This is a genomic window from Hymenobacter ruber, from assembly GCF_054783255.1.
On sequence record NZ_BAAGQX010000003.1, the window covers coordinates 656,572 to 682,927 of the forward strand.

The window sequence follows — 26,356 nt, forward strand, 5'->3', positions numbered from 1 at the left end:
TCAGGATTCTGCGGCCAGCTCAAGTATGAAAAGGGCCTTCGCTGCACTCAGGAGGACAATTACCAAAAGAATTTCTTTCGTATCGGCAGCCTTTTCGGGGGGCGGCTGGTCTGGGCTTTTGAAACGCGGTGCCGCGCTCCGGCCGGGGCGGCACCGACAGGCGTTTCGCGGCGCGAGGCCCCGCTTCCGGCTTTTCACTTTCCATTTTTTGCAGCTGATGAAAATATTACGCCATTGCTACCTGCTGGTGCTTTTTCTGTTCGTGGCCGGCCTGGGGTCAGGGCGGGCACAGTCGTTTGGCTGGGCCCATCTAGTTCGGGGCGCCAATGATACCACTGCCGTCCGGCCACAAGCCAGTGCCACCGATGCGGCCGGCAATACCTACCTGGCCGTGAGCTATAAAGACAGCCTGCGGGCCGGCGGCAGCCTGTTCACCGGCTTCGCCTCGCAGGTTATGCTCAAATACGACGCGACGGGCACCCTGGTGTGGGCAAAGGGCCTCCATTTTATCCAAATAACCAAGATGGCTGCCGACAATAGCACGGGCGGGGTGTTTCTGACAGGCACTGTTTACGCCAACGGCGTGGCCAATTGGGGCGGCGTCAACGTACCCATTACCCCAGGCTCGACCTTTTATGCCAAATGCTCGGCCGTAGGCACGCTGCAGTGGAGCAACCCGTTGCCCACAAATTCTATTTTTGGCAATAGAGCCACATCTGTGGTGGCCGACAACGCCGGCAATGCTTATTTCAGCGGCACGGTGGGTGCCAATAGTACCCTGGGCACTACCCCGGTGAGCTACCCCGATAACTACGTGTTTGCCACCAACGGCGCGGGCACCATGCAATGGGTCCGTGTGCTGCACACCACCTCTATTTTCCCGCTCTACCTGACCCTGGGGCCCAAGCCGGGCGGCGGCTGCCTCCTGAGTGGCACCATCACCAACACGCCGCTTTACCTGGGCGCGGGTACGGGCACGGCCCTGCTCCCGGGCCGCCTGCTGACCGACGGCTTCGTGACCAGTTTCGATGCGACCGGCACCCACCAATGGACGCAACTGCTCGGCACGGCGGGCTCTACCGTGCAGGGCTTTGTCAATCCGTATGCGCAAGCGGCCGATGCCGCCGGCAACTGCTACGTGACCGGCACCAGCTCTGGCTCGGTGCAAATGGGCGGCAACACCTTGGTCAGCGGCATTTTTCTGGCAAAATATAATGCGGCGGGCACGCTGCAATGGGTGCGGGGCGGGCAAACGACTACCAGCTCGGCGGGCTACTATCTGGCAGTAGGCACTACGGGCCCCACGGTGGTTATCAATGCCGCGCCGCCATTAAACGTGGGCGCCCTCACGCTGCAAGCGACATACAACTTCGTTCATTTCAACGACCAGGGCGTGGCGCAGTGGACTTCGGCCGATGCCTGGCCGGTGGCCACGGCCTACAACTTCTCGCCTACCGGGCTGGGCATCGACACCCAAGACAACCTGTACCCCGTTGGCCTGCCCAGCAGCCCGTTCAATAACTTCTCCGTCATCCTGCTCGGGGCCCAAACCACGGTGGGCAAAGGCACCATCCTGAGCCGCCTCAACGCCTACGCCAACACGCTGCGCGGGCAGGTGTACTTCGACCAGAACGGCAACGGCCAGCAGGATGCCACCGAGGGCCTGTTTCCGCGCCAGCTCACGGCCGTGCTTACCCAGGGCAGCACCACCGCCTACACGCCCGTAGACAGCTACGGCGGCGTGCAGGCCTATGCCAACCCCGGCACCTATTCCCTGAGCCTGGCGGCCATCCCCGCGCACTATACCCTCACGCAGCCCACCAGCGGAACGTATGCGGGCACGTTCAGCGGCAATAATCAGCTGATAGCCGGGCAGCATTTTGGCATTGCCCCGGTGGCCAACCAGACTGATTTGCGGGTAGTCCTCACGCCTTACAACACGGCCCGGCCCGGCTTCACTACCCGCTATCACCTCGCGGTGGAAAACGTGGGTACCACTACCGTACCGGCTGGCACGGTCACCCTCGTCCTCGACAGCCACATGACCTACGTCAGCAGCACGCCCAGCGCCAGCCGCACGGGCCAGACCCTGACGTGGAGCTATGGCAGCCTGGCCCAGTTTGGCCGGCAGGATTACGACATCCTGTTCAGCCTGCCCACCAATGTGGTAATTGGCACCGCGCTGGCATCCACGGCTGCCGCCCCCCTCACCGGCGATGTAGCGCCCGCCGACAACACCGCCACCCTGGCCCAAACCGTGGTGGCCTCCTACGACCCCAATAGTATTGAGGTGAACTACGAGCGCCTCACGCCGGCCCAGGTGGCGGCCCGGCAGCCGCTCGACTACATCATTCATTTCCAGAATCTGGGCACGGCGGCCGCGTCCACGGTTATTCTGAGCGACACGCTGGATTCGCAGAAGCTCAACCTGAGCAGCCTGGACTTGATAGCGCAGTCGCACAGCTGCATCTGGAGCCTCACCAGCACCGGGGCCAATACCGGCCTGCTCACGGTGCGCTTCCTGAACATCAACCTGCCCGAGCGCAACGTCGATGTCATTCGCTCGCAGGGCTTCGTGCGGTTCCGGGTGCAGCCGCGCCCCACGCTCACGGTGGGCGAAATCATCCCCAACCACGCCGGCATCGTGTTCGACTACAACGCGCCGGTCATCACCAACACGGCCACCACCACCGTGTTCCTGGCCACCGCCGCCCTGGCCCGCCATGACGACGCGGCCTGGACTGCCTACCCCAACCCCGCCACCGAAGCCATCAGTCTGGATGCCGACCTGGCCACCGCCGGCCCGGTCGCCATCGAGCTGCTCGACGTGCTGGGCCGCCCCCTGCGCCGGCAGACGCTCACGGCCCCCGCCGGCCCGCTGCACCAGCTGGTGAACCTGCACGGCCTGGCGGCCGGCGTGTACCTGCTGCGCCTCACGCCGCCCACCGGCCCGGCCACCAGCCGCCGCGTGGTGCTCCGCTAGCTTCTTCTTCCTTTTTCCACTTTCCACTTTTTCCAGCCCCTAAGCCGGGCCGCTCATTTGGGCGGTCCGGCTTTCTGCGTTTTGAGCAGGGCCGGGATTGGTCGATTTCGTGCGGCTATTAATCCGGGAATTATCGGAGTTGGTCAGCTAAGCCGAAAAAAGGGGCCGGGGCGGCGAGCCTCTGAGCAGCGGTTTGGCACGGTTTTGCAATGTATCCCTGCATCGGCCCAATAGCCGGGCCGGGAGTCCGGCCCCGAACGGCCGGTTTCTTTCACTCGTTTCAACCCTTGCTGGTTATGAAAATTTCACGCCTTTCGGGCGGCCTGGCCGCGGCTTGCCTATTGATTTCGGCCACCTTCACCACCGCCTCGGCCCAAGGTGCCCGCGATGCCTACGGCAACCCCAAAGCCGCGCCCTCGCCCCGCCCCATGGGTTCGTCATCGACGCGCCGCGCCCCTAGCTACTCCAAACCCACCTATTCGACTTCCAATAGCACTTCCACCTCCGGCGTGCGCTTCGGCTTCCGGGCCGGCCTGAACGTGGCCGACCTCCAGGGCGATGCCGTGAACAGCTTCACCAACCTGACCGGCTACCTGCCCGATGGCGCCATCACGAAGCAAATGCGCCCCGGCTTCTACGCCGGCCTGTACGCCACGCTGCCCATCGGCCCCGGCTTTGCAATCGAGCCCGGCATTACTTACGCTGAAAAAGGTGCGGTGCTGAAAGGTACGCTGCCCTTCCCGGCCCTCGATTTCCTGAATGCCGGCGTGACCGGCACGGCCCGCCTGGCCTATGTGGATGTGCCGGTGCTGGCCAAGGTGTATATCACGCCGGGCTTCTACCTCTACGCCGGCCCTCAGGCCTCGTTCCTCGTCAGCGGCAAGGCCCGGGTGGATGCCAGCGTGCTCGGTTTCTCGGCCTACAAGCAGGATTTCGACGTCTCGGACCAGTTGCGCAAGGTTGATTTCGCCGCGGTGGCCGGCCTGGGCTACCAGTTCGACAACGGCTTCGGCCTGAGCGCCGGCTACGACTACGGCCTCACCTCGCTCGACGCCAACAACCGCTTCAGCGCCTACAACCGCGTGGCCAAAGTCGGCCTCAACTACTCCTTCTAAATTCTACGGCTGATTATCGGCCATCTTATTCCTCGATTTTTAGCTTCCAATTTATTCGTCATTATCCGAGATATATTAATAAAAAAGGCCCTTCCGCTGCAACGGAGGGGCCTTTCTGGTTTTGAACAGTAGCAGGATGACAGGGTGAGTCCGCCGCAATTATTCCCGAATTACCTCCAGCCAGCCCTTGTAGCTGGTGTTGGTAGCGGCCTGTCGCAACAGGTAGTAGTACTGGCCGGCGGCGGCATCCTTCCCCCAGTCGTGGTGGTAGGCGTTGGTGTGGTACACCTGGCGGCCCCAGCGGTTGTAGAGCGTCAGGGCCCAGTCGCCGCTGGTGAGGTTCTGAATCACGAACAGGTCGTTTTGCCGGTCGTTGTTGGGTGTAATAACGTTGGGGACCACCAAGCAGCTGGTGTAGGCCACGCGCCGCCGCAGCGTGAGGCTGTCGCAGGGCGTGCGGATTTGCAGGGTGTAGGTGCCGGCCTCGCGCACGGCCAGCGTGGGGCCACGGCTGCCATCGGACCAGCGAAACGACACGCTGGGGCCGGCCACCGCCGGAGCCCGCAGCAGCAGCGGCTGCTCCAGGCACAGCGTGGTATCGGCCCCGAGCGTGAGCGCCGGGATGGCGGGCACCGCCAGTACCTGCAGCGAGTCGCGGCTGGTGCAGCCGCCGGTGTAGCTGAGCACCACGCCGTAGGTGCCGGGCTGCGTCACTACGATGGTGGGCGTGGTGGCCCCCGTGTTCCAGCGGTAGGCAATAGCATCGGGGTTGAGGGCCGTGAGCGTGAAATTGGCCCCCGGGCACAGCAGCGTATCGCCGCTCACGGAGGCCACACTGGCCACGGGCGGGCCCACGGTGTGGGTGGCCGTGCGCTGGCAGCCATCGGCAAAGGTGGCCGTGACCTGGAACGTGCCGGCCTGCCCTACCAGCAGCGTGGGCGTGGTGGCACCCGTGTTCCAGCGGTAGCCCACCACGGCCGCGCCGGTAGCCGCTGCCGTCAGGGTGGTGCTCTGGCCCGGGCACAGCTGCAGGCGGCCATTGATATGCAGCTCGTTGCCCACTACCACCGCCTGCGCCGTAGCGGTACAACCCGAGCTGAAAGTGACCGTCACCAGGTAAGTACCGGGCTGCGTGACGGTGATGCCGGGGGTGATAGCACCCGTGCTCCAGCGCCAGCCCACGGCCCCCGCTGCCACGGCCGTGAGCGGAAGCGGCGTACCGGGGCAGAGGAAGCCTGCATTGCCCGTAATTACGGCGGTAGGCGGCGCAATGCTCCGCACCCGAAATGTCTCCGACAGGCTGTAGCCGTTGGCAAAAGTGGCCGTGGCGGTATAGGTGCCGGGCTGCGTGACGGCGATGCTGGCCGTGGTAGCGCCGGTATTCCAGCGCCAGCTAATGCCCGCACCGAGAGTGCTGGCCGTGAGCCGGGCGGTGCCGCCGCCGCACAGCATGGAGTCGCCGACGATACGCAGCCGGTTGGGTTGCATGCGGGCTACGTGGGTGGAGCCCGCAAATATCGCCTCACCGGGCACGGTAATGGCCCCAAAGCTGAGGGAGGAACTGAAATGCTCGCCCACGGTATAGGGAGTTGCAAAAGGCCCCAGGGCTAGGCTGGTACTCCAATCGTCCTGCTGGCCCCCGGCGGGCACCGCCCACAGCCAGTTGCCAGTGGTATTGAGCTTAGCTACGTAGATATCGTGTGTGTTCAGGCCAGTATTTTGTGAAACCAACGAAGTCCCCCCGAACTGAGTAGCCCCCCGAAACTTTCCGCTGATATAGACCCCACTGCGGTCATCAACCACGATGCCGGTGCAGTACGCTCCCCATGGCCCCCCGGCCGTGCTGGCCCACTGCCAAGTACCAGCAGCATCAAGCTTGGCCACGAATACATCATCGAGGGAAACTGTGGTGCCCATACTGCTGATGGTATAGCCTCCAAAAGTGAGGCTACCGAGGTAGCTGCCGGCGAGGTAACACGCGCCGGCGGCATCAACGGCCAGCCGGGTGATAGATAGCCCACTGGTAAAAACGGTAGCAACACTGGGGGCAATAGGGGTGACCCTCTGGTAGGCTCCGGTCCCGGCATCGAGCTGCGCCACAAACATTGCCTTGGGCAAGGGATACGAACCCAACTGCCCGTCGGCCGTCAGCAGCCCCGTTACGTAGGCATGTCCACCGGCATCCAGGCCCACGTCGGTGGCCACATCATAGGTGCTACTGCCACCGCGCACGGCCCAGCGCCAGGTACTGTTGGCATCCAGGCGGGCCACGAATAAGTCCTCCATTCCTGCACTGGGCAGAGCCGTAGCGCCAAAGGTAGCCGTACCGGTAAATTGGCCGCTGAGGTAGGCGTTGCCACTGCCATCTAGGGCCATACCGGCTAGTCTTTCGCTGCCTGTTCCGCCGGCCCGCACCGCCGACAGCCAGTTGCCATTCGCATCCAGTTTGCCCACAAACAGGTCGCTGCCACCCGCATTGGTGAGCGTGGTATTACCCAGCGTGAGCGTAGCGCCACTAAAACTACCCGCCACATACACATTGCCGCCAGCATCAACGGCCAGGCTGGTTTGATTGTCACCCGTCAGCCCAGCCCCTCCAATATCGGCGTAGGTATCAAGGGTCACAATCCACCGGTAGCTGCCGGTTGCATCTATTTTAGCAACATAGGTACTGCCCCTGTTCACCGATGAGAGGACAACATTATTGAAGCGGGCAGTCCCTGCAAATTGGCCGCTGATGTAGCTGTTGCCTGCGGCATCAACCACCACATCGTGGGAAGTGGGCCGGCTGTTGGTCCCCGGGGCCAGCACGCGCACGGCCATATCGAAGGTGGGCGGCGTTTGAGCGCGGGATAATTGAGGCAGCAGGCAGCTCAGTACGAGCAGCCAGCCAGCGGGCAAAAGCCAGCTGGTGGGTAGAAATTTCAACAAGGCGTAGAAGGGTAAAATGGAAAGGGGACACAGGTGAGGCGGCCTCACCCGGAATCATCAACGCAAAGAAACGCCGGGTATTTTATGGGAATTTCGTTTCCATAAAATACCCGGCGTTTGGGTGTGAATGCTTTCGACCGGCTCGGGGCCCGTGCGGACGGACTCGCAGCGTCCGCGCTAGCTCATCGCACGCCCACGCTGCCGCTGCCGCTCAGGCCGCTGGCCAGCCGCACCAGCCGCACGAACTCGGCGCGGTAGCCGTCGGCGTCTTTGCCGCGGGCCCCGTCGGCCAGCTGCTCGGTGGCGGCCCAGGTGGCGGTGCCGCGCTGCTCGCTCTGGCGCAGCAGCATGCCAAACTGCGCCACGGCGGCGGCAAAGCGGAAATCGGGCGAGGCATTGGCGATGGCGACCGGGGCACCTACCAGCGGCTGGGCTAAGAGCTTGCTGTTGCTGCCCTGCGGCTCTTTGTAGCGCAGCTTCACGGTCAGCACTTCGTTTTGAGTGGCAGCGTGAGGGAGCGACTGGGTGTTATTGGGCTGGTATTTCAGGTTGTCGATGAGGGGCTGGGTGCTGCCCACGGGCACTATTTCGTAGAGGGCCGTGACGGTGTGGCCTGCCCCGAGCTCGCCGGCGTCCTTGCGGTCGTTGTTGAAATCCTCGGCTTCGAGCAGCCGGTTTTCGTAGCCCACCAGGCGGTAGTTGGCCACGCGGGCGGGGTTGAATTCGATTTGCAGCTTCACGTCCTTGGCCACGGTGAAGAGCGTGCCGCCGAACTGCGCCACCAGCACCCGGCCGGCCTCGTCGAGGTTGTCGAGGTAGGCGTAGTTGCCATTTCCCTTGTCGGCCAGGGTTTCCATGCGGCTGTCGCGCAGGTTGCCGCGACCGCAGCCCAGCACCGTCAGAAACACACCGCTTTCGCGCTGGTCCACAATCAATTGCTCCATGGCCGCATCGGAGCTTTCGCCCACGTTGAAATCGCCGTCGGTGGCCAGAATCACGCGGTTGTTGCCCTCTTTCTGAAAGCTTTGCTTGGCCGTGGAATAGGCTAGCCGCAGCCCCGCGCCGCCCGCCGTGGAGCCGCCGGCCCGCAGCCGCTCAATGGCGTCGAGGATGACCTGTGGCTGATTGCCGGGCGTGGGCGGTAGTACCAAGCCGGCCGCACCGGCGTAGGCTACCAGCGCCACGTGGTCCTGAGGCCGCAATTGCTTCACCAGCAGCTTCAGGCCGGCCTGCACCAGGGGCAGCTTGTCGGCCTCGTCCATCGAGCCCGATACATCGACGAGGAATACCAGGTTAGCGGGCGGCAGCTTGGCCGTTTCAATGCGTTTGGCCTGAATGCCGATGCGGGCCAGCTGGTGGGCCGGGTTCCAGGGGCAGGCGGCCAGCTCGGTGCTGATGTGCACGGGGTCGGGCGAGGCGGTGGGCGGCGCGGCGTAGTCGTAGCGGAAGTAGTTCAGCATTTCCTCCACTCGCACGGCATCGCGCGGAGGCAGCTGACCTTCGTTCAGGAAACGGCGCACGTTGGAGTAGGAGGCGTTGTCCACATCGAGCGCGAAGGTGCTGAGCGGGTCTTTCTTCGCCTCGAAAAAGGCATTTTCCTTGATGTGGGCGTAGGTATCGCCGGCGCCGGCTTCCTGTTGGGCGGGGTAAGGTACCCCAACAGGCGCTGACGCGTAGGGGCTGTTGGAATTAACTGCTAAGCCTGCCACGCGCCCTTGCAGGGCCCGGGCTGCTGATTTAGATTTTTTATCAGCCCTCGATTCCGTCATCGTCACGGTCGAAACCGAGCCAGCTATGTCACGATGTGTCGTGGTTCCGTAGCCCGTCACCACCACTTCCTCCAATTGGCGGGTATCTGTTTTCAAACTCACATCCAGGGTATGATGCACCCCTATCCGTTGCTCTACAGGCAAATAGCCAATGTAATTAAAAAGCAGCACGGCCCGCGCCGCGCCCGGCACCATGAGCGAGTAGCGGCCCTGCGCATCGGTGCTGGTACCCAGATTGGTGCCTTTGACGAGGACCGTAACGCCGGGCAGCGGCTGTTGATTGACTTGGTCGGTGACCACGCCGGACACGACCCAGTTTTTGGTGGTGTTCTTCGAGGCTGGATGAGCAACTTTGTGGGGCGTCGATTGAGCGGCGGCGGGCGGCGGGGCCAGCAGCACGGCTAGGAGCGGCAGCAGCAACAGGTTTCTCATGGCATCGGCGTTAGGGGGTGAAGTATGCCCCGTTGATGCCCGTGTTTGGTTGATTGCACAACGGAGCCCAAAAAATAGTTGTAGCCCTATCCCCGGCCGTCGGTCGCCTTCAATGCCGGCGGCGGGCGCTAACTTCCCGGCCCGATGTTCTTCCGCCGCTCCTCGTCGCCCGCTGCCGCTGCGCCACTCTCCGACCAGGAGCTGCTGGCCCGCTACCGCGCGCACGGCAACGTGGCCGACCTCGGCCAGCTCTACGACCGGTACCTGCCCGAGGCCTTTGCCGTGTGCCGCCGCTACCTGGCCCCGCCCGACGAAGATGCCCAGGATGCGGCCATGCAGCTGTTTGAGCATCTGGTGAAAGTGCTGCGCACCCACGCCCCCGAAAATTTCCCGGCCTGGCTGCACACCACCGCCCGCAACCACTGCCTCATGCAGCTGCGCGCCCGCAAGCGGGCCGGCCCCAGCGCCGGGCCGCTCGTGCTTAGTTTTCCGGATGCGGCCGATGTGGAATTGGCCGCCGCCCGGCATCTGCCAGACGAACAGGCCGCCGCCGAGGACGCCGAAACCGCCGAACTACGCCTGCAAAGCATCGAAGCGGCCCTGGCGGAGCTGCCCCCGGCCCAGCGCCGCTGCCTCGAATTATTTTACCTCGAAAAGAAAAGCTACCGCGAAATCGCCACCGAAACCGGCCTCGAACTAAACCTGGTGCGCAGCCATTTGCAAAACGGCAAACGCATGCTGCGCCGCCAACTGGAGCCGCCCACGCCCGCCAAAATCGCCATTCCCCGCCCCTCACCACCCGCCCCCGACGCCAACAACCCCCGCCATGCTGCCCGCTGATTCGCCTTTTGCCCGCTTGCCCGCCCCCGGCCCCCACCCGGCCCCAGCGGAGCTGCGCGCCTACGCGGCCGGCACCCTGCAGCCCGCCGAGGAGCACCGCATTGAGGCCCACACGCTGGACTGCGAACGCTGCGCCGACCTGCTGACGGGCTTTTCGATGAGCGACCCGGCCACCACCGACCAGGCCGTGGCCGAGTTGCGCGCCCGCCTGCAAACCCGCGTCGGGACCGAAGAGCCGGCGCCCGTAGCCGGCGGCTGGGCCTGGCCGCGCATTGCGGCCGCGGCGGCCGTACTGGGCGTAGTAGCCGGCGGCATCTGGACCTGGGAGCAGCACGAAACCGCTCCGCCAGCCGCCACGGCCCGGCTCGAAACCACCGCAACGCCCCCACCGGCCGCACCCGCTGCACGCCCGGCCCCGGTGCCAGAGCCAGCAGAAATGGAAGCTGCCAGTGCGCCAGAAACCGCAGTAGCCGTAGCGCCAGCACCGCCAAAAGCTGCCGCAAAAGCTGCTGATTATGCAGCCGTCAGGCCGGCTCGTTCGCGGCGGGCGGCACCGCTTGGCCGGCCAGGTGGGCAGGCTATGGAGGCCGCCAGCACCGATGCAATGGCAATGGCCGATGCCGCTCCGGCCCCGGAAGCCCAAAAGGAATCCAGAGTTGCCGCCGCTGCCTCGACTATAGCCGCTGTGACCACCGCCACCAGCGCGGTCGATTCTGTGCCCTCCAAACCCTCCGCTCTTACCGAGATGGCCGCACCCGACACGCTGGCCAATGCCAAAGCTGCCCGGGCCAGCCGGTCGTTCGCCTCCAAAGCCAAAACCCCTTCCTCCGGTCAGCTAACCGACAACACTGCCAGTGTGCGCGTGGCCAACACGCCCATGCCGGCCACTCCGGCCATCAATCCCGCCCCGGTGGGCGGCACGCCAGCCTTCCGCAACTACCTGCATCGCGAAGCCGACGCGTTCGAGCCGGGCGAGGGTCAGCTTCACCTTCACGGCACGGTGCGCCTCCGGTTTATGGTGGGAGCCGATGGCAAAATAAGCAGCCTGAAAGTGCTGCGCAGCCTGCGCAAAGACTATGATGACGAGGCCCTGCGCATGGTGTGCGAAGGCCCGGGCTGGCAGCCGGGCATTGCCGGCGGCGGCCGTACCGACCTGCCCATCGAGCTGACTGTGACGTTTTAACGTAGCGCGGGCTTTAAGTCTGCGAGTAGCACACATAACTCGCGGACTAAAAGGCCCTCCGGGTACGACCGCGCTACAGCGCCGCGCCGGGCTGCACGGTGCCGGCATCCACCGCTTTCAGGAACTTGATGAGGCCGGTGAAATAGGTTTGCTGGTCGTCGTACATGCTCATGTGGCTGCCTTGGGGGCAGATGAGAGAGTTACCTTTCTGCACCTTGGTGGCAATCATGCGCATGTGCTCGGGGTCCATGGTGTCGTACTTGCCGCCGATGCTGAGCACGGGCACCGCGAGTTTGGGCAGGTCGGCCACCCGGTCCCAGGTGGTGAGTTTGCCGGAGATACCAAACTCGCTGGGGCCCTGCATGGTGACGTAGAGCGACTGATTAATCTTGCCCATTGAGCGCGTCACGGGCTCGGGGTTGGGCACGATGCGGCACAGGTGCTCGGCGTAGAAATTGGGTTCGAGCAGGCCCATGTAGCGCGGGTTATCGAAGTCTTTTTTGGCTTCGAGCTGCCGGATTTCGGCCAGCACTTCGGGCTTCATCTGCTTGGCCAGCACGTCCTGGGCGTAGCGGCCGTAGTCGGGGCAGCTCATCATCATGTTGGAAATGATGAGGCCCTTGAGGTTTTGCTGGTACTTGAAGGCGTACTCGGCGGCCAGGATGCCGCCCCAGGAGTGGCCCAGCAGGTAGAAATTGGTGTTGTCGAGCTTCAGGGCCTGGCGCACCTGCTCCACTTCCTCCACGTAGCGCGGCAGGCTCCACATGGAGGTGTCTTTGGGGTTGTCGGAATTGCCGCAGCCCAGCTGGTCGTAGTAAATGAATTCGATGCCTTCCTTCGGCAGGAAATTCTCGAAGCACTCGAAATATTCGTGCGTAGCCCCCGGCCCGCCATTCAGCAGCAGCACCTTGATTTTGGGGTTGTTGCCAAAGCGCTTGGTCCAGACTTTAAATTGGCCCTTGGGCGTGCTGATGGGAATAACCTGCACGTTGCCGGTTTGCACGCCGGTATCCGAATCGGCAAAGTAGCTGGTCAGCGTGGCGGCCGGCGCGGCGCTGGTTTCGGGCGCTTTGGGTTGGTTGCAACCCATAAAACCGGCCGTACCAAACAGCAGCGCCACCGCGAGGCGCAAGGGAGTCGAAAGCTTCATTTTACGCAAGGCAAGAGGCACAGAAGTATGCCGACGAAAGATAGGCGCTGCTTAACCTGTTTGGTAATCCCCAAACGTTTGTCATCCTGAGCGCAGCGAAGGACCTTATCGCGCCTGAACGAATTGCTCAAACATGAGAGGGTCCTTCGCTGCGCTCAGGATGACAAACGCTTGCCGTTTTAGTGAAGCTTGTTAAGCCCTACCCGCTGTAGCCGCCGCCGCTGCCGGGTTCGGTGGCGCTGCCGTTTTCGGGTTCGGCGGGGGTGGGCAGGTCGGGCTGGGTGTGCAGGTTGAGGTGGCTGTAGTCGGGCGCGCCGTTGCCGCCCGACACGGGGGCTTCGTCGTAGGTGCGCTCCAGCTCCGAGAGGTCGAATTCCTCCGTGGGCGTGCCGAAGCTCACCTTGGCCGTGATGCGGTACTCCACAATGCGGTTGGCCTGCACTTTGCAGCTCTGGTCTTTGATGTAGATGGAATTGATGTTTGGCACCGAGCTGCTGAGCTGGGCCACGGCGCGTTGCAGGGCGTCTTCAAAGCTTTTTTCGGACGAGGCCAGGATTTCGATGACTTGTTTGATGGAGGACATGCGGGTTGGGGAATTATGGGATTGGTGGGCTGGTGGAGTGGCGCGGCAGGCTTCACCAGCGCCTTTTTGCTGTACGCAGGAAGCCTTTGGGCGGCTATTTCTGTTCGGGTAAAAGCCGCGCTACGGCGGCAACGTACTTTTGCATTCGGGCACGGCGGCGGCAACGCTCCGCCCACCCACTACTCCACTAAATCCACCAACCCACCACCTAATGGCTTTCCGCACCGAAAAGGACACCATGGGCACCGTTCAGGTGCCTGCTACCGCGTACTGGGGCGCTCAGACCCAGCGCAGCATCGAGAATTTCCCCATCGCCCAGGACATCAACCGGATGCCCAAGGAAATCATCGCCGCCTTCGCCTACCTCAAGAAAGCCGCCGCCCTCACCAACCGCGACGCGGGCATCCTCTCGGCCGAGAAAGCTGACCTGATTGGCAAAGTGGCCGACGAGATTCTGGCCGGCAAGCTGGCCGATTCGTTCCCGCTGGTGGTGTGGCAAACCGGCTCGGGCACGCAGAGCAACATGAACGTGAACGAGGTGATTGCCTACCGCGGCCACGTGCTGAACGGCGGCCAGCTCACCGACGAAAAGAAGGCCCTGGCCCCCAACGACGACGTGAACAAGAGCCAGAGCTCGAACGACACGTTCCCGACGGCCATGCACATCGCGGCCTATAAAATTCTGGTCGAGACGACTATTCCCGGCATCGAGAAGCTGCGCGACGCGCTGAAAGCCAAGTCGAAAGACTTCATGCACATCGTCAAAATCGGCCGCACCCACTTCATGGACGCCACGCCGCTCACGCTGGGCCAGGAGTTTTCGGGCTACGTGAGCCAGCTCGACCACGGCCTGAAGGCCATTAAAAACACGCTGGCGCACCTGAGCGAGCTGGCCCTCGGCGGCACGGCCGTGGGCACGGGCATCAACACGCCCAAGGGCTACTCGGTGAACGTAGCCAAGCATATTGCCGAGCTCACCGGCCTACCCTTCATCACGGCCGAAAACAAGTTTGAGGCCCTGGCCGCGCACGACGCCATCGTGGAAGCCCACGGCGCCCTCAAAACCGTGGCCGTGAGTTTGATGAAAATTGCCAACGACATTCGCATGCTCAGCTCCGGCCCCCGCGCCGGCATCGGCGAAATCGACATTCCGGACAACGAGCCCGGCTCCAGCATCATGCCCGGCAAGGTGAACCCCACCCAGTGCGAGGCCATGACGATGGTGGCGGCTCAGGTGATGGGCAACGACGTGGCCATCACCGTGGGCGGCTCCATGGGCCACTTCGAGCTGAACGTGTTCAAGCCGGTGATGATTTACAACTTCCTGCACTCGGCCCGCCTCATCGGCGACGTGTGCGTGAGCTTCACCGACAAGTGCGCCGTCGGCATCGAGCCCATCAAGAAAAACATCCAGAAGCACGTCGATTCGTCGCTGATGCTCGTGACGGCCCTCAACCCGCACATCGGCTACTACAAAGCGGCCGAAATTGCCCAGACGGCCCACAAAAACGGCTCGACGCTGAAGGAAACCGCCATCAAGCTCGGCTACGTGACTGCCGCCGAGTTCGACGAGTGGATGAAGCCGGAGGAAATGGTGGGCGAGATTAAATAATACCGTCTGTCATCCTGAACGCAGTGAAGGACCTTATCACGTTGCCCGGCTCGTTCGGACGTGATAAGGTCCTTCACTGCGTTCAGGATGACAGCGGCTTTTCTTTTTTCCCGGCATCTTTGCAGCCCTATGGATTTTTCCGCCCAAGTAGTCCTTGAAAACAACCGCGTCCGGCTGCGCCCGCTCGAGCTCACCGACTTTGAAGCCCTCAAAGCCGTGGCTTTTGATGCCGATATCTGGAAATACACCCTCACGCGGGGCGACGATGCCGTGAGCCTGGCCGCCTACCTGCGCCAGGCCGTGGAAGCCCGCGAGCAGGGCCTGCGCTACCCCTTCGCTATCGTCGACCGCGAAACCGGCGAGCTGGCCGGCAGCACCAGCTACTACAACGTGGCCGAGGCCGACCAGCGCCTGAGCATCGGCTACACCTGGGTGGGCAGCAAGTTCCAGCGCTCGGGCCTGAACCGGGCCTGCAAGCACCTGCTGCTCTGCCACGCTTTCGGGCAACTCAACTGCGAGCGGGTGGAGCTAGAAACCGACTCGCGCAACCACAAGTCGCGCACGGCCATGGCCCGCATGGGGGCCACCGAAGAAGGCACCCTGCGCAGCCACCGCCTCACGCAGGGCGGTGTGCGGCGCGACACGGTCATTTTCAGCATCATCCGGCCCGAGTGGCCGGCCTTGCGCAATTCCACGTTCAAAGAATTTGAAACCCGTGGCTGAGCCCACCTCACCCGCCCCCGACCGGCTGCGCCCACCCGACGGCCTGTGGCGACGGCGCGTGGCCAGCTTTGGCCACGCCGGACGCGGCGTGTGGTCGGCGCTGCGCTCCGAGGTGCATTTGCGCTTTCACGCCTTGGCTACCGTGGTGGTCATTGGGCTGGGGCTCTACTGCCGCATCACGCGCCTGGAATGGGCGCTGGTGGCTATTGCGGTGGCTTGCGTATGGTCGGCAGAACTGGTGAATACCGCCATCGAAGCCCTTACCGATTTGGCTTCGCCGGCCTGGCACCCGCTGGCCGGCAAGGCCAAAGACGTTGCCGCCGGGGCCGTGCTGCTGGCGGCGCTGGGCGCGCTGGTGGTGGGGGCGCTGGTGTTCGGGCCCTACTTTTTTAACGCCTGATTGCGGCCTTCCCTCAACTATTGGCCGCGCCGGGCGTACCCATAAGCAGCCCCCGCTCGTGGGCGCGCCTTGCTTCTCCCCCATTCCTATGCGTTTGTTCTCTTTCGCTGCTGCTTTGCTCCTCACCACGGCCTGTGCCCACCAACAGGTGAGCGTGACCACGCCTACCTCGCCGCCGCCCAGCGGCCAGGTGAGCGCCACCGACGCGGCCCCCACCAGCGCCAACACCGTGGACCCCGTGTACGCCCGCATTCCCGAATCGGACACCACGGCGCGCCCGCAATGGCTGAAAGCCCGCATCGCGGCCGTGCTGGCCGAGCGCAAGCGCAACCCCATCACCCGCATTCTGCGCTACCAATACGAGGGCCAAACCGTGTACTATCAGTCGGCCCCGTGCTGCGACCAGTTTTCGCAGGTCTTCGATACCCAAGGCCGGCTGATTTGCAACCCCGACGGCGGCATCACGGGCAAGGGCGATGGCAAGTGCCCGGACTTTGAAAAAAACAAAACCAACGAGAAGCTGGTCTGGCAAGACCCCAGGTAGAGTTAAGAGTTAGCAGTTAAAAGTTAGGGGTTGAAAATGGCAGCTTGCCGGCTCAGCATCCGATTCTTCAACTCCTAACTCCTAGCTCTTAATTTTTAACTCCCTATGATTAACACAATTGCCAAGCTCGGCGCTTTCAACGTTTGGGCCAACGAGACTCTGCTGCGCCGCCTCGATTCGTCGGTAGCGGCCGGCCAGGAAATTCCGCAGCCGGTGCTGCGCTTGTTCAGCCACGCCATCAACGCGCAATGCATCTGGATTGCCCGCATCACCGGCACCCAAAGCCCCGTAAAGGTGTGGCAGGAGCACGATTTGGCCGGCATCCACCATTGGCACGAGCAGTCGTCGGAACGCCTGCGCGAACTCTGTGAAATCACCGACGAAGCCGAACTGGGCCGCCACATTCAGTACACCAACTCGCAGGGCGATGCCTACGATTCGCTGGTGAGCGACATCCTGACCCACGCCGTGACGCACGCCACCTACCACCGGGCCCAGACAGCCACCAAAATGCGCGAAGGCGGCCTGGAGCCCGTCAACTCCGACTTCATCACCTACTGCCGCGAAATGAGCGGGCAGGCGCAGCCGCAGCTGTAAGGCAGGTTTCGAACGAACGCAACAGGCAGTCTGGCAATTTGGTCCAGGCTGCCTGTTCTGCGTTTAGCTTGCACCCGTATAGCCGCGCATAACCTTCTGCCTTATGAAAATTCTGCTGGTTGAGGATGAGCCCCCGCTGGCTTCATTCGTCAAAAAAGGCTTTGAGCACGAAGGCTACGACCTGACCGTGGCCTACGACGGCCGCACCGGCTGGTCGCTCTACGAGCAGCAGCCCTACGACCTGGTTATTCTCGATGTTAACCTGCCTTATGTCAACGGGGTGGAGTTGTGCCAGCGCATTCGGGCCAACAGCCGCCTGGTGCCCATCCTGCTGCTCACCGCCCTCGACAGTCTCGACGACAAAGAAGCCGGCTTCGCGGCCGGGGCCGATGATTACCTCGTCAAGCCATTCGAATTCAGGGAATTATTGATGCGCGCCCGTGCGCTCACCCAGCGCTACGCTGCCGCGGCCGGCCAGCGCCAGGAGTTGCGCATGGCCGACCTCGTGCTCGACCTCGACGCCAAAACCGTGACCCGCGCCGGCCAGCGCATCGACCTCACCACCCGCGAGTATTCGCTGCTGGAGCACCTGCTGCGCAACCGCGGCCGGGTCGTTTCGCGGGTCGACATTGCCGAGCGGGTCTGGGATTTGGATTTCGACACTACCACCAATGTTATTGACGTGTACGTGAGTTATTTGCGTAAGAAGCTGGACCGGGGGTTTTCGCCCAAGCTCATCCATACCGTGGTGGGTATGGGCTATGTGATGCGGGAGGAGTAATTTCTTTTAGCGCTTGAGGTTATCTGTCATCCTGAGCGCAGCGAAGGACCTTCTCACGTTGAGAAAGCTAGCAGTAAAAAGTTGCTGTAAACCGTTCAGGCGTGAGAAGGTCCTTCGCTGCGCTCAGGATGACAGACGACACTAAGCACCAAAAATATGCTGATTCGCAATAAGCTGATGCTGCGGTTTACGCTGCTGGTGCTGGGCATCCAGCTCGGCTTTTCGGTGTTTATCTATTACTTCAACGCCAACACGCGGTTTCAGCGCTTTGCGCATCGGCTCGAAACCAGCGCCACGCTGGCGGGCCGGCTGCTAGTGCGCAGCCACAAGCTCGAAGTGGGCACGATGGGCAGCCTGCGGCGGGGCGACCTGCTCACCCTCAGCGGCGAGCAAATCAGCATTTACGGGCCGGATAACGCCCTGCGCTACAGCAGCGCCGACAACATCGACCAGGCCGTGAACCGGGCGCGGCTGGCGGGCTTGCAGCCGGGGCAGCGCATCAGCTACCCGGCCGTGGGCCAGCGCGAAACGGTAGGCATGGCTTTCGAGCACGAGCACGAGGGCCAACGGAGGGTGTACCGCATTTTCGTTTCGGCCGAGGACCGGGTGGGCTGGGCGTGGCTGCAGCAGGTGCGCCTGTTGCTGGCGCTGGGCAACGTGGGAGCCCTGGGTCTCACCATTTTGGCGGGCTGGTATTTTGCGGGCGCGGCCCTGCGGCCGGTGGCGCGCATCAGCCGGCAGGCGGGCCGAATTTCGGCCACCAGCCTGGGCCGGCGGCTGTCGGAAGGCAACGGGCGCGACGAGCTGGCCCAGCTCGCGCACGTCTTCAACACCATGCTGGCCGGGCTGGAGCAGGCTTTTGATGCCCAGAAAAGCTTCCTGGCCCACGCCTCGCACGAGCTGCGCACGCCCCTCACCACCCTCACCGGCACTCTGGAAACGGCCCTGGCCTATGATGCCTCCCTGCCCGAGGCGCGGCAGAGCCTGGCGCAGGCGCTGGAAGCCTCCCGGCATCTGACAGCCCTGACCAGCAGCTTATTGTCATTGGCAAAGGTCGACGGTGCACTGCCGGAATTTGAGCCGGTGCGGCTGGATGAATGCCTGAACCAGGCGCTGAGTTTTGCCCGCGCCAAGTACGCGGGGCGGGAATTTCGGCTGGCGTTCGGCGAATTGCCGGCCGAAGCCGAAACCGACGTTTTCATGGTGCCCGGCAATGCCGAGCTCCTGACCACCGCGCTGCTGAACCTGCTGGACAACGCCGGCAAATATTCGGCCGGTCCGGTACAGGCGGAACTGGCTTACGAAGGGCCAACGACCTTGCGCGTCCGCATTGCCGACGTGGGGCCCGGCCTCACCCCCGAGGAGTTGAGTCGCATCTACGAGCCGCTGTACCGGGCGGCGGGCGCGGTGGGCCGGCCCGGCTACGGCCTGGGGCTGCCGCTCACGCAGCGCATTGTGCAGCGCCACGGCGGCCGGCTGGAGTTGTCCTCGGTGCCTGGGCAAGGCACTACGGCCACGGTGTGGCTGCCAGCCGCCTAGCTTGTGGCGGGCCCGGCGCACGCCCGTTAAGCTCAGCATTTCGTAAAGAAAGGCCGGCAACTGTAGCCACCGCCGGAAGCCTCTAATTGGGCTTTATTTTCAACGTATTACCTTTTTTTTTAAATCAATCAGGCAGGTATGAGTTTCATCGTCATGGGGGTTTCGGGCTGCGGCAAAACAACGGTGGGCGAGTTGCTCGCCCAAAAAATCAACCTGCCATTCTACGACGCCGACGACTTCCACTCACAGGCCAACATCGACAAAATGGCCCACGGCACGCCCCTCACCGACGAGGACCGGAGCGGCTGGCTAGCCACGCTGGCCACCAAGCTGGGCGAATGGGAAAAAGCCGGCGGCGCCGTATTGGCCTGCTCGGCCCTGAAAGAGAAATACCGCGACACCCTGCAAAGCCAGTCGACGGAGCCGCTGCACTGGGTTTTCCTGGACGGCCCCAAGGAGCTGCTGCTGGAGCGTATAGGTGGGCGCAAAGGCCACTACATGCACTCCAATATGCTCGATTCGCAGCTGGCGACACTGGAGCGGCCGGCTTATGCCCTGCGCCTTTCCATCACAAGCACGCCGGAGGAACTGGTGAACCAGACTGTGGACGCGTTGAAAGCGGACGCGGCGGTAGGCACGAAGCGGTAGAGACGCCTAATTGCGTCTCGTCGTTAAACGATGTCGCCCAGACGGCTCGAATAACGAGACGCAATGGTGCGCCTATCCAGCGGCCACGTGCCGTTTTCATGTATTCTAATACGGTTCTCATACCGTTTTAATGTCGGGTTGGGTGCTTTGCGGGCAGTTGCCACCACCGCAAACGACAATGTCCACCCAACTCCGGCCCCTTAATTTTCTGGTTCTGCTCCTGGCCGGGGCCTTGGCGTTGTCGCTGGGGCTCAATGGCTTCCTGCTATACAAAACACCCGCGCCAGCGGGTGACTGCGAAGACCTGCAGGAAACCGAAGCCGACCTGCGCCTAACGCAGCGGCTGCTGGCGCGCTGCCAGGCCGCCCATCAGCAGCAGGACAGCCTGCTGGCCCTCCGCCCCACCATTTCTAATGCTTTGCCTACGGCTACTGCCACGGCCCGCTAGCGGGCGCGTGGCTTTTCCCGTCTATTTCCCCTTCCCATGAGCCCCTTTTTGCGTCGCACTTTCTTTCCCTCTTTTGCGCTGGCGGCGGCAGTTGGCCTATTGGCCGGTGGCCTCAGCGGCTGCTCGGCCAAGGCCGAAAAAGAATCCGTCGAGGTACTGGTCGAAGTGCCGGTGGTCACCCTGAAAACGTCCAGCCAAGCCCTGCACCGCGACTACGTAACCGACATCCAAGCGGTGCGCAATGTGGAAGTGCGGGCCCAGGTGGCGGGCTTCCTCGAACACATTTACGTGGACGAAGGCAAGCCCGTGAAGAAAGGCCAGCCACTGTTCCGCATCAACGCCAGCGCCTACCGCAACAAGCTGAGCCAGGCCCAGGCGGCGGTGGCCAGCGCCCAGGCCCAGGCCGCCGCCGTGCGCGTGGAAAGCGACCGGGTGAAGCTGCTGGTCGATAAAAACGTCATCGCCAAAACCGAATTAAAGCTCACCAACAGCAAGATACGCGAGGCCGACGCCCGCGTAGCCGATGCCCGCGCTGGTGAGGCTGCCGCCCGCCTCAGCCTGAGCTACACGTTGGTACGTGCTCCCTTCGATGGCGTGATTGACCGTATTCCACTCAAAATGGGCAGTGTGGTGGAGGAAGGCACGCTGCTCACCACGGTGTCGGATTTGAGTTCGGTATTTGCCTATTTCGACGTGGCCGAGGGCAGCTACATGAACTACACCAAGGCCCGCCGCGAGCACCCCGAGCTGCACTCCGATTCGGTGCACCTCACGCTGGCCAACGGCGAAGTCTACCCGCTCACGGGCCACATCGAAACGGCCGAGAGCGAGTTCAACCCCAATACCGGCTCCATTGCCTTGCGCGCCCGCTTCCCCAACCCCGACCGGCTGCTGAAGCACGGTGCTTCGGGCAAGGTGCGCCTGACTGACCAGCTGCCTACGGCGCTGCTACTGCCTCAGAAAGCAGTGTTCGAGATTCAGGACCAGAACTTTGTGTACGTGGTGGACCAAGCCGGCGTGACGCACACCCGCAGCTTCAAGCCGCAAACGCGGCTGGGCGATTTCTACGTGGTGAAGGAGGGCCTGAAACCCGGCGAGCGGGTGGTGTACGAAGGTGCGCCCGAGCTGCACGACAAGCAGAAAATCAGCCCCAAAGCCGTGCTGCTGGATACGGCCGCGGTAGCGGCGCAGTAGGGGAGTAGCGCGGACTTTGTAGTCCGCGTTTGCCGCCGCAATCATCAATCGACCCAGTATTATTCCGCCCGGACGCGGACTACAAAGTCCGCGCTACTGTTCTGCTTATGTTCGACATCTTCATCCGCCGGCCGATTCTCTCGCTGGTGATTTCCGTTTTTCTGGTGCTGCTGGGGGCGCTGGCGCTGTTCACGCTGCCCATCACGCAGTTTCCCGACATCGTGCCGCCGTCCGTGACCGTGACGGCCAAGTACACCGGGGCCAACGCCGAGGTGTGCGCCAAGGCCGTGGCCACGCCGCTGGAACGCGCCATCAACGGTGTGCCGGGCATGACCTACATGAACTCGGTGAGCTCGAACAACGGCGTCACGCTCATCACGGTGTTCTTCGAAGTGGGCACCGACCCCGACCTGGCCGCCGTGGGCGTACAGAACCGCGTGACGACGGTGATTGACGAGCTACCGGAGGAAGTTATCAAGGCGGGGGTGACGACGGAAAAGGAGGTAAACTCCATGCTGCTCTACCTCAACATTACGAGTGACGACAAGACGGCGGGGGAGCAATTCATCTACAACTTCGCCGATATCAACGTGTTGCAAGAGCTCAAGCGCATCAACGGCGTGGGCTTTGCCGAGATTATGGGCTCGCGGGAATACTCGATGCGGGTGTGGCTGAAGCCCGACCGCATGGCCGCTTACGAAGTGGGCACCGACGAAATCGTGGACGCCATCCGGGCCCAGAACGTGGAAGCGGCCCCCGGCAAATCGGGCGAAAGCTCGGGCGGCAAGGCCCAGCAATTGCAGTACGTGCTGCGCTACACGGGCAAGTTTTTCGAGCCCGAACAGTACCGCAACATCGTCATTCGCTCGAACCCCGACGGCTCGGTGCTGCGCCTGAAAGCGGTGGCCGACGTGGAATTTGGTACGCTCACCTACGGCATGTCATCGAAGAACGACGGGCAGCCCTCGGCGGCCATCATGCTGAAGCAGCGACCCGGCTCAAATGCCAGCGAGGTTATCGAAAACGTGAAAAACCGCATGGCCGAGCTGCAAAAAACCAGCTTCCCGCCCGGCATGAAATACAGCATTGCTTATGACGTGTCGCGGTTTCTGGACGCCAGTATTCACGAGGTGTTGCGGACGCTGGTGGAAGCTTTCGTACTGGTTTTCATTATTGTGTACTTGCTCTTGCAGGACTGGCGCTCGACCTTGATTCCGGCGCTGGCGGTGCCGGTGGCCCTCATCGGCACGCTGGCCTTCATGCAGATGCTGGGCTTTTCGATTAACCTGCTCACGCTCTTCGCCTTGGTGCTCGCCATCGGTATTGTGGTCGATAACGCCATTGTGGTGGTGGAAGCCGTGCACGCTAAGATGGAGGAGAAGCACATGGACGCCCGCAGCGCCACCTTCGAGGCCATGCACGAAATCAGCAGCTCGCTGATTGCCATTACCTTGGTGATGTCGGCGGTGTTTATTCCGGTGTCGTTTATGGACGGGCCGGTGGGCGTTTTTTACCGGCAGTTTTCGCTCACGCTGGCCATTGCCATCGTCATTTCGGGCGTGAATGCCGTGACGCTCACGCCGGCCTTGTGCGCGCTCATGCTCAAGACGCACGAGGGCGAGCGCACGGGCCTGCTAGGCCGGTTTTTCAAGGGCTTCAACAACAAGTATGAAAAGCTGGCCGGCGGCTACCAGGGCCTGCTGGGCGGCATTGCTGGCCGCCGCGTGGTGACTATCGGGGTGCTGCTGCTGTTTTTCGGAGCCACTTGGGGCATCAGCAAGGTGCTGCCCTCGGGTTTTATCCCGACCGAGGACCAGGGCATGGTGTACATCAACGTGACCACGCCCGCCGGGGCCACCGTGGAGCGCACCGAGGCCGTGCTGGCCCAAGTGCAGCGCATCGCCCAAAAGCTTAAGCCAGTAGAATCGATTTCGACCCTGGCCGGCTACAGCCTCGTGAACGAGGTGGCGGGCTCCAGCTACGGCATGGGCATGATTAACCTCAAGGCCTGGGACGAGCGGGAGCAGTCGGTGGCCGAGTTCATCAAGGAGCTGGAAGACAAGACCAAGGGCATTGCCGATGCCGAGATTCAGTTTCTGCCGCCGCCCACGGTGCCCGGCTTCGGCAACAGCAGCGGCTTTGAGTTCCGCCTGCTGGACAAGACGGGCAGCGGCGACTTGCAGAAGACGGCCCAGGCCTCCAAAACCTTCCTGGCGGCGCTGCAAAAGGAGCCGGCCATCAACGGCGCGTTCACCGGCTTCGACCCCAACTTTCCGCAGTACCTCATCCACGTTGACCAGGACATGGCCGCCAAAAAAGGCGTGACCGTGGACCAGGCCATGAGCACGCTGCAAACGCTGCTGGGCAGCTACTACGCCTCTAACTTCATCCGTTTCGGCCAGATGTACAAGGTGATGGTGCAGGCCGGCCCCGAGTACCGCGGCCGCCCCGACGACCTGCTGGCCCTGCACGTGAAAAACAACCGCGGCGAGATGGTGCCCTTCTCCACCTTCGTGAAGCTGGAGCGCGTGTTCGGCCCCGACCAGCTCACGCGCTATAACATGTACACCTCGGCCATGATTAACGGCGACGCCGCCGCCGGCCACAGCTCCGGCGACGCCATCGCGGCCATCGAAAAAGTGGCGGCCAAGGTGCTGCCCAAAGGCTTTTCCTACGAGTGGAGCGGCATGACCCGCGAGCAAATCCTGAGCGGCGACCAGGCCCTCTACGTCTTCGGCATCGTGCTGATTTTCGTGTATTTGCTCCTCGCCGCGCAGTACGAAAGCCTGCTGCTGCCGCTGCCGGTGCTGCTGAGCTTGCCCACCGGCATATTCGGCGCCTTCGTCAGCCTCAAGCTGTTGGGCCTCGAAAACAACATCTACGCCCAGGTGGCATTGGTAATGCTCATCGGTCTGCTGGGCAAAAACGCCATCCTCGTCATCGAATTTGCGGAGCAGCGCCGCCGCGCCGGGGCCACCGTGCTCGAAGCCGCCGTGCAAGGCGCCGTATCCCGCCTGCGCCCCATCCTGATGACCTCCTTCGCCTTCATCGCCGGCCTGATTCCGCTGGTAGTAGCCAGCGGCGCGGGGGCCCTCGGCAACCGTTCTATCGGTACGGCGGCAGCGGGCGGCATGCTCATCGGCACCGTCTTCGGCATGGTGCTGATTCCGGGTCTGTACGTGCTGTTCGCCAGCTTCGAGAAACCAAAGAATCTGGAAGCAGATGCAGCGGTGGTGGAGGAAAAGGGGTTAGTGGCGCATTAAGTGCGACCAGCCGAATTGTAGCGCGGACTTTTAGTCCGCGAGTTGCCCGAATAGATAATCCACGCGCGGACTAAAAGTCCGCGCTACATCGCCCACGCCACGGCTCACTTCTCCGAAGAAGGGAGTCGCGGGTAATGCGAACCGCCAGAACGACCTATCTCATGCGCTTTCTAACCGCTGCACTTGTCTTACTCCTAGCCGCCGGCTGCCGCGTAGCCGCTCCCAACGGCCCGGCCGCCAGCCCCACCACACCCAAAGCATTCAACCAAACCAGGTCCGCCACCGATACCATCAGCGTGGGCAGCACGCCGTGGCGGCAGTTTTTTCAGGACCCCGCGCTAGCCGGTCTTATCGATACGGCCTTGCAGCAAAACCTGGATTTGAAGGTGGCCGTGCAGCGCGTGGAGGTGTTTCAGGCGCAGTACCTGGCCCGGCGCGGGGCGCTGTTTCCCACGGTTTCGGCCACGGGTACGGGCGCGCTGGACCGCTACGGCAAGTACACCATGACGGGCGTGGGCAACTACGACACCAACCTCTCGCAGAATATTGTCGACAACCAGCGCGTGCCCACCAACCTCACACCCGACCTGTTCGTGGGCCTGCGCAGCTCCTGGGAAATCGACCTCTGGGGCAAGCTACGGAGCCGCCGCAAGGCCGCCTACCTGCGCGTGCTGGCCTCGGAGCAGGGCCGCAACCTGGTGGTGACCAACCTGGTGGCCGACGTGGCCCGCGCGTACTACGAGCTGCTGACGCTGGATAATCAACTAGCTATTCTGCAACGCAACACTCGCTTCCAGCAGGAGGGCCTGCGCCTTATCAAGGTGCAGAAAGAGGCTGGGCGCGTGACGCAGCTGGCCGTGCAGCAGTTTGCCGCCCAGGCCCTGCGCACTGAGAGCCTGGCCTACGAAACCCGCCAGCGCATCACCGAAACCGAAACCCAGCTCAACCAGCTGCTGGGGCGCTACCCGCAGCCCATCCGGCGCGGGCCGGCGCTGCCCAACCAGTCGGGCCTGCCCACCAAGCTCTCGGCCGGCCTGCCCGCCACCGCCCTGCTCCGCCGCCCCGACGTGCGCCAGGCCGAGTTGCAGCTGCAAGCCGGCCGTGCCGAGGTGGATGCCGCCCGCGCTGCCTTTCTGCCCAGTCTCACCCTCACGCCCTACGTGGGTCTCAACGCTTTCCGCGCCGACCTGCTACTCAATCCTAGCTCTATCGTGTACGGGGCTGTAGCGGGCCTCACCGGCCCCATCCTCAACCGCGCCCAGTACCGGGCCGATTTCCGCGAGGCCGTGGCCAACAACTACGAGGGCTACTACCGCTACCAGCAGGCGCTGCAAACTGGCTTCCGCGAAGTGGTGGTGGGCCTGCAAGGGCTCGAAAACTTCCAGTCGGTAGCTAACCTGCGTGCTCGCGAAGTTGAGCAGCTCACCAGCGCCGTCGCCACCTCCAACGACCTGTTCGTGGCCGGCTACGCGTCTTATCTGGAAGTTATCACCGCCCAGCGCAGCGTGCTCGAAGCCGAATTGAGCCTCGCGGAGTCGCGCCAGGCACTGCTGCTGCAGAGCGTGAACCTGTACCGTGCGTTAGGGGGCGGCTGGCAGTAATACGAGCCATTTAGCCCGTC

At 63.0% G+C, this 26,356-nt stretch carries 20 protein-coding genes; 16 read left to right on the forward strand and 4 right to left on the reverse strand.

What is annotated here, in order from left to right:
- Positions 1 to 217: 217 nt before the first annotated feature.
- Positions 218 to 2,983: a DUF7619 domain-containing protein gene (locus ACYVM5_RS09720; protein WP_460617926.1), complete on the forward strand. Its 2,766-nt coding sequence runs from the start codon at positions 218 to 220 to the stop codon at positions 2,981 to 2,983.
- A gap of 296 nt (positions 2,984 to 3,279) precedes the next feature.
- Positions 3,280 to 4,098 (forward strand): porin family protein, encoded by an 819-nt coding sequence (locus ACYVM5_RS09725; RefSeq protein WP_460617927.1) that lies wholly within the window; start codon positions 3,280 to 3,282, stop codon positions 4,096 to 4,098.
- A gap of 159 nt (positions 4,099 to 4,257) precedes the next feature.
- On the opposite strand, the gene ACYVM5_RS09730 is transcribed toward ACYVM5_RS09725, so the two are convergent.
- Both ACYVM5_RS09730 and ACYVM5_RS09735 read right to left on the reverse strand, forming a co-directional pair.
- Positions 4,258 to 7,029, reverse strand: coding sequence for a T9SS type B sorting domain-containing protein (locus ACYVM5_RS09730; protein ID WP_460617928.1), 2,772 nt, complete (start codon positions 7,027 to 7,029; stop codon positions 4,258 to 4,260).
- 182 nt (positions 7,030 to 7,211) lie between these two features.
- Positions 7,212 to 9,230, reverse strand: coding sequence for a vWA domain-containing protein (locus tag ACYVM5_RS09735; protein WP_460617929.1), 2,019 nt, complete (start codon positions 9,228 to 9,230; stop codon positions 7,212 to 7,214).
- 144 nt (positions 9,231 to 9,374) lie between these two features.
- Here ACYVM5_RS09735 and ACYVM5_RS09740 point away from each other — a divergent pair, with 144 nt between their 5' ends.
- Both ACYVM5_RS09740 and ACYVM5_RS09745 read left to right on the forward strand, forming a co-directional pair.
- Positions 9,375 to 10,070, forward strand: a complete 696-nt coding sequence (locus ACYVM5_RS09740) for an RNA polymerase sigma factor (RefSeq protein ID WP_460617930.1) — start codon at positions 9,375 to 9,377, stop codon at positions 10,068 to 10,070.
- On the forward strand, positions 10,057 to 11,253 hold the full coding sequence (locus ACYVM5_RS09745) for an energy transducer TonB (RefSeq protein ID WP_460617931.1): 1,197 nt from the start codon (positions 10,057 to 10,059) through the stop codon (positions 11,251 to 11,253). Before ACYVM5_RS09740 ends, ACYVM5_RS09745 begins: the two co-directional genes overlap by 14 nt.
- Positions 11,254 to 11,326: 73 nt before the next feature.
- Here the strand turns inward: ACYVM5_RS09745 and ACYVM5_RS09750 are convergent, their stop codons facing one another.
- Positions 11,327 to 12,403 carry an alpha/beta hydrolase family protein gene (locus ACYVM5_RS09750; RefSeq protein WP_460617932.1) on the reverse strand — a complete coding sequence of 359 codons (1,077 nt, stop codon included), beginning with the start codon at positions 12,401 to 12,403 and terminating at the stop codon, positions 11,327 to 11,329.
- 199 nt (positions 12,404 to 12,602) lie between these two features.
- Positions 12,603 to 12,986, reverse strand: coding sequence for a dodecin family protein (locus ACYVM5_RS09755; protein ID WP_460617933.1), 384 nt, complete (start codon positions 12,984 to 12,986; stop codon positions 12,603 to 12,605).
- 211 nt (positions 12,987 to 13,197) lie between these two features.
- Between ACYVM5_RS09755 and fumC the strand changes: the two genes are divergently transcribed.
- From fumC to ACYVM5_RS09815, 12 genes are all read left to right on the forward strand, one after another.
- Positions 13,198 to 14,598 carry a class II fumarate hydratase gene (gene fumC, locus ACYVM5_RS09760; protein ID WP_460617934.1) on the forward strand — a complete coding sequence of 467 codons (1,401 nt, stop codon included), beginning with the start codon at positions 13,198 to 13,200 and terminating at the stop codon, positions 14,596 to 14,598.
- Between the two features lie 129 nt (positions 14,599 to 14,727).
- Positions 14,728 to 15,321, forward strand: coding sequence for a GNAT family N-acetyltransferase (locus tag ACYVM5_RS09765; RefSeq protein ID WP_460617935.1), 594 nt, complete (start codon positions 14,728 to 14,730; stop codon positions 15,319 to 15,321).
- Complete coding sequence (locus ACYVM5_RS09770) at positions 15,314 to 15,721, forward strand: diacylglycerol kinase family protein (RefSeq protein WP_460617936.1); 408 nt, start codon at positions 15,314 to 15,316, stop codon at positions 15,719 to 15,721. The genes ACYVM5_RS09765 and ACYVM5_RS09770 overlap by 8 nt, the downstream gene beginning before the upstream one ends.
- Before the next feature lie 88 nt (positions 15,722 to 15,809).
- Positions 15,810 to 16,265: a DUF6970 domain-containing protein gene (locus ACYVM5_RS09775; RefSeq protein WP_460617937.1), complete on the forward strand. Its 456-nt coding sequence runs from the start codon at positions 15,810 to 15,812 to the stop codon at positions 16,263 to 16,265.
- Between the two features lie 105 nt (positions 16,266 to 16,370).
- A complete protein-coding gene (locus ACYVM5_RS09780) occupies positions 16,371 to 16,862 on the forward strand; it encodes a DinB family protein (protein ID WP_460617938.1) in 492 nt (163 codons plus the stop codon).
- A gap of 103 nt (positions 16,863 to 16,965) precedes the next feature.
- Entirely contained in the window at positions 16,966 to 17,643 is a 678-nt protein-coding gene (locus ACYVM5_RS09785; RefSeq protein ID WP_460617939.1) for a response regulator transcription factor, read from the forward strand.
- A gap of 156 nt (positions 17,644 to 17,799) precedes the next feature.
- Positions 17,800 to 19,182 (forward strand): sensor histidine kinase, encoded by a 1,383-nt coding sequence (locus tag ACYVM5_RS09790; RefSeq protein ID WP_460617940.1) that lies wholly within the window; start codon positions 17,800 to 17,802, stop codon positions 19,180 to 19,182.
- A gap of 138 nt (positions 19,183 to 19,320) precedes the next feature.
- Positions 19,321 to 19,830, forward strand: a complete 510-nt coding sequence (locus tag ACYVM5_RS09795) for a gluconokinase (RefSeq protein WP_460617941.1) — start codon at positions 19,321 to 19,323, stop codon at positions 19,828 to 19,830.
- Positions 19,831 to 20,008: 178 nt separating this feature from the next.
- Positions 20,009 to 20,278: a hypothetical protein gene (locus ACYVM5_RS09800; protein WP_460617942.1), complete on the forward strand. Its 270-nt coding sequence runs from the start codon at positions 20,009 to 20,011 to the stop codon at positions 20,276 to 20,278.
- A 36-nt stretch (positions 20,279 to 20,314) separates the two neighbouring features.
- Positions 20,315 to 21,472 (forward strand): efflux RND transporter periplasmic adaptor subunit, encoded by a 1,158-nt coding sequence (locus ACYVM5_RS09805; protein WP_460617943.1) that lies wholly within the window; start codon positions 20,315 to 20,317, stop codon positions 21,470 to 21,472.
- A 107-nt stretch (positions 21,473 to 21,579) separates the two neighbouring features.
- On the forward strand, positions 21,580 to 24,735 hold the full coding sequence (locus ACYVM5_RS09810; RefSeq protein WP_460617944.1) for an efflux RND transporter permease subunit: 3,156 nt from the start codon (positions 21,580 to 21,582) through the stop codon (positions 24,733 to 24,735).
- A 161-nt stretch (positions 24,736 to 24,896) separates the two neighbouring features.
- A complete protein-coding gene (locus ACYVM5_RS09815; RefSeq protein WP_460617945.1) occupies positions 24,897 to 26,336 on the forward strand; it encodes an outer membrane factor lipoprotein domain-containing protein in 1,440 nt (479 codons plus the stop codon).
- The last annotated feature ends 20 nt before the right edge of the window (positions 26,337 to 26,356 follow it).

Excerpts from the sequence above, each read along its gene's own strand:
- ACYVM5_RS09720 (WP_460617926.1), top strand. The coding sequence starts at position 218 with ATGAAAATATTACGCCATTGCTACCTGCTGGTGCTTTTTCTGTTCGTG.
- ACYVM5_RS09725 (WP_460617927.1), top strand. The coding sequence starts at position 3,280 with ATGAAAATTTCACGCCTTTCGGGCGGCCTGGCCGCGGCTTGCCTATTG.
- ACYVM5_RS09735 (WP_460617929.1), bottom strand. The coding sequence starts at position 9,230 with ATGAGAAACCTGTTGCTGCTGCCGCTCCTAGCCGTGCTGCTGGCCCCG.
- ACYVM5_RS09740 (WP_460617930.1), top strand. The coding sequence starts at position 9,375 with ATGTTCTTCCGCCGCTCCTCGTCGCCCGCTGCCGCTGCGCCACTCTCC.
- ACYVM5_RS09745 (WP_460617931.1), top strand. The coding sequence starts at position 10,057 with ATGCTGCCCGCTGATTCGCCTTTTGCCCGCTTGCCCGCCCCCGGCCCC.
- ACYVM5_RS09750 (WP_460617932.1), bottom strand. The coding sequence starts at position 12,403 with ATGAAGCTTTCGACTCCCTTGCGCCTCGCGGTGGCGCTGCTGTTTGGT.
- ACYVM5_RS09755 (WP_460617933.1), bottom strand. The coding sequence starts at position 12,986 with ATGTCCTCCATCAAACAAGTCATCGAAATCCTGGCCTCGTCCGAAAAA.
- fumC (WP_460617934.1), top strand. The coding sequence starts at position 13,198 with ATGGCTTTCCGCACCGAAAAGGACACCATGGGCACCGTTCAGGTGCCT.
- ACYVM5_RS09765 (WP_460617935.1), top strand. The coding sequence starts at position 14,728 with ATGGATTTTTCCGCCCAAGTAGTCCTTGAAAACAACCGCGTCCGGCTG.
- ACYVM5_RS09775 (WP_460617937.1), top strand. The coding sequence starts at position 15,810 with ATGCGTTTGTTCTCTTTCGCTGCTGCTTTGCTCCTCACCACGGCCTGT.
- ACYVM5_RS09780 (WP_460617938.1), top strand. The coding sequence starts at position 16,371 with ATGATTAACACAATTGCCAAGCTCGGCGCTTTCAACGTTTGGGCCAAC.
- ACYVM5_RS09785 (WP_460617939.1), top strand. The coding sequence starts at position 16,966 with ATGAAAATTCTGCTGGTTGAGGATGAGCCCCCGCTGGCTTCATTCGTC.
- ACYVM5_RS09790 (WP_460617940.1), top strand. The coding sequence starts at position 17,800 with ATGCTGATTCGCAATAAGCTGATGCTGCGGTTTACGCTGCTGGTGCTG.
- ACYVM5_RS09795 (WP_460617941.1), top strand. The coding sequence starts at position 19,321 with ATGAGTTTCATCGTCATGGGGGTTTCGGGCTGCGGCAAAACAACGGTG.
- ACYVM5_RS09800 (WP_460617942.1), top strand. The coding sequence starts at position 20,009 with ATGTCCACCCAACTCCGGCCCCTTAATTTTCTGGTTCTGCTCCTGGCC.
- ACYVM5_RS09805 (WP_460617943.1), top strand. The coding sequence starts at position 20,315 with ATGAGCCCCTTTTTGCGTCGCACTTTCTTTCCCTCTTTTGCGCTGGCG.
- ACYVM5_RS09810 (WP_460617944.1), top strand. The coding sequence starts at position 21,580 with ATGTTCGACATCTTCATCCGCCGGCCGATTCTCTCGCTGGTGATTTCC.
- ACYVM5_RS09815 (WP_460617945.1), top strand. The coding sequence starts at position 24,897 with ATGCGCTTTCTAACCGCTGCACTTGTCTTACTCCTAGCCGCCGGCTGC.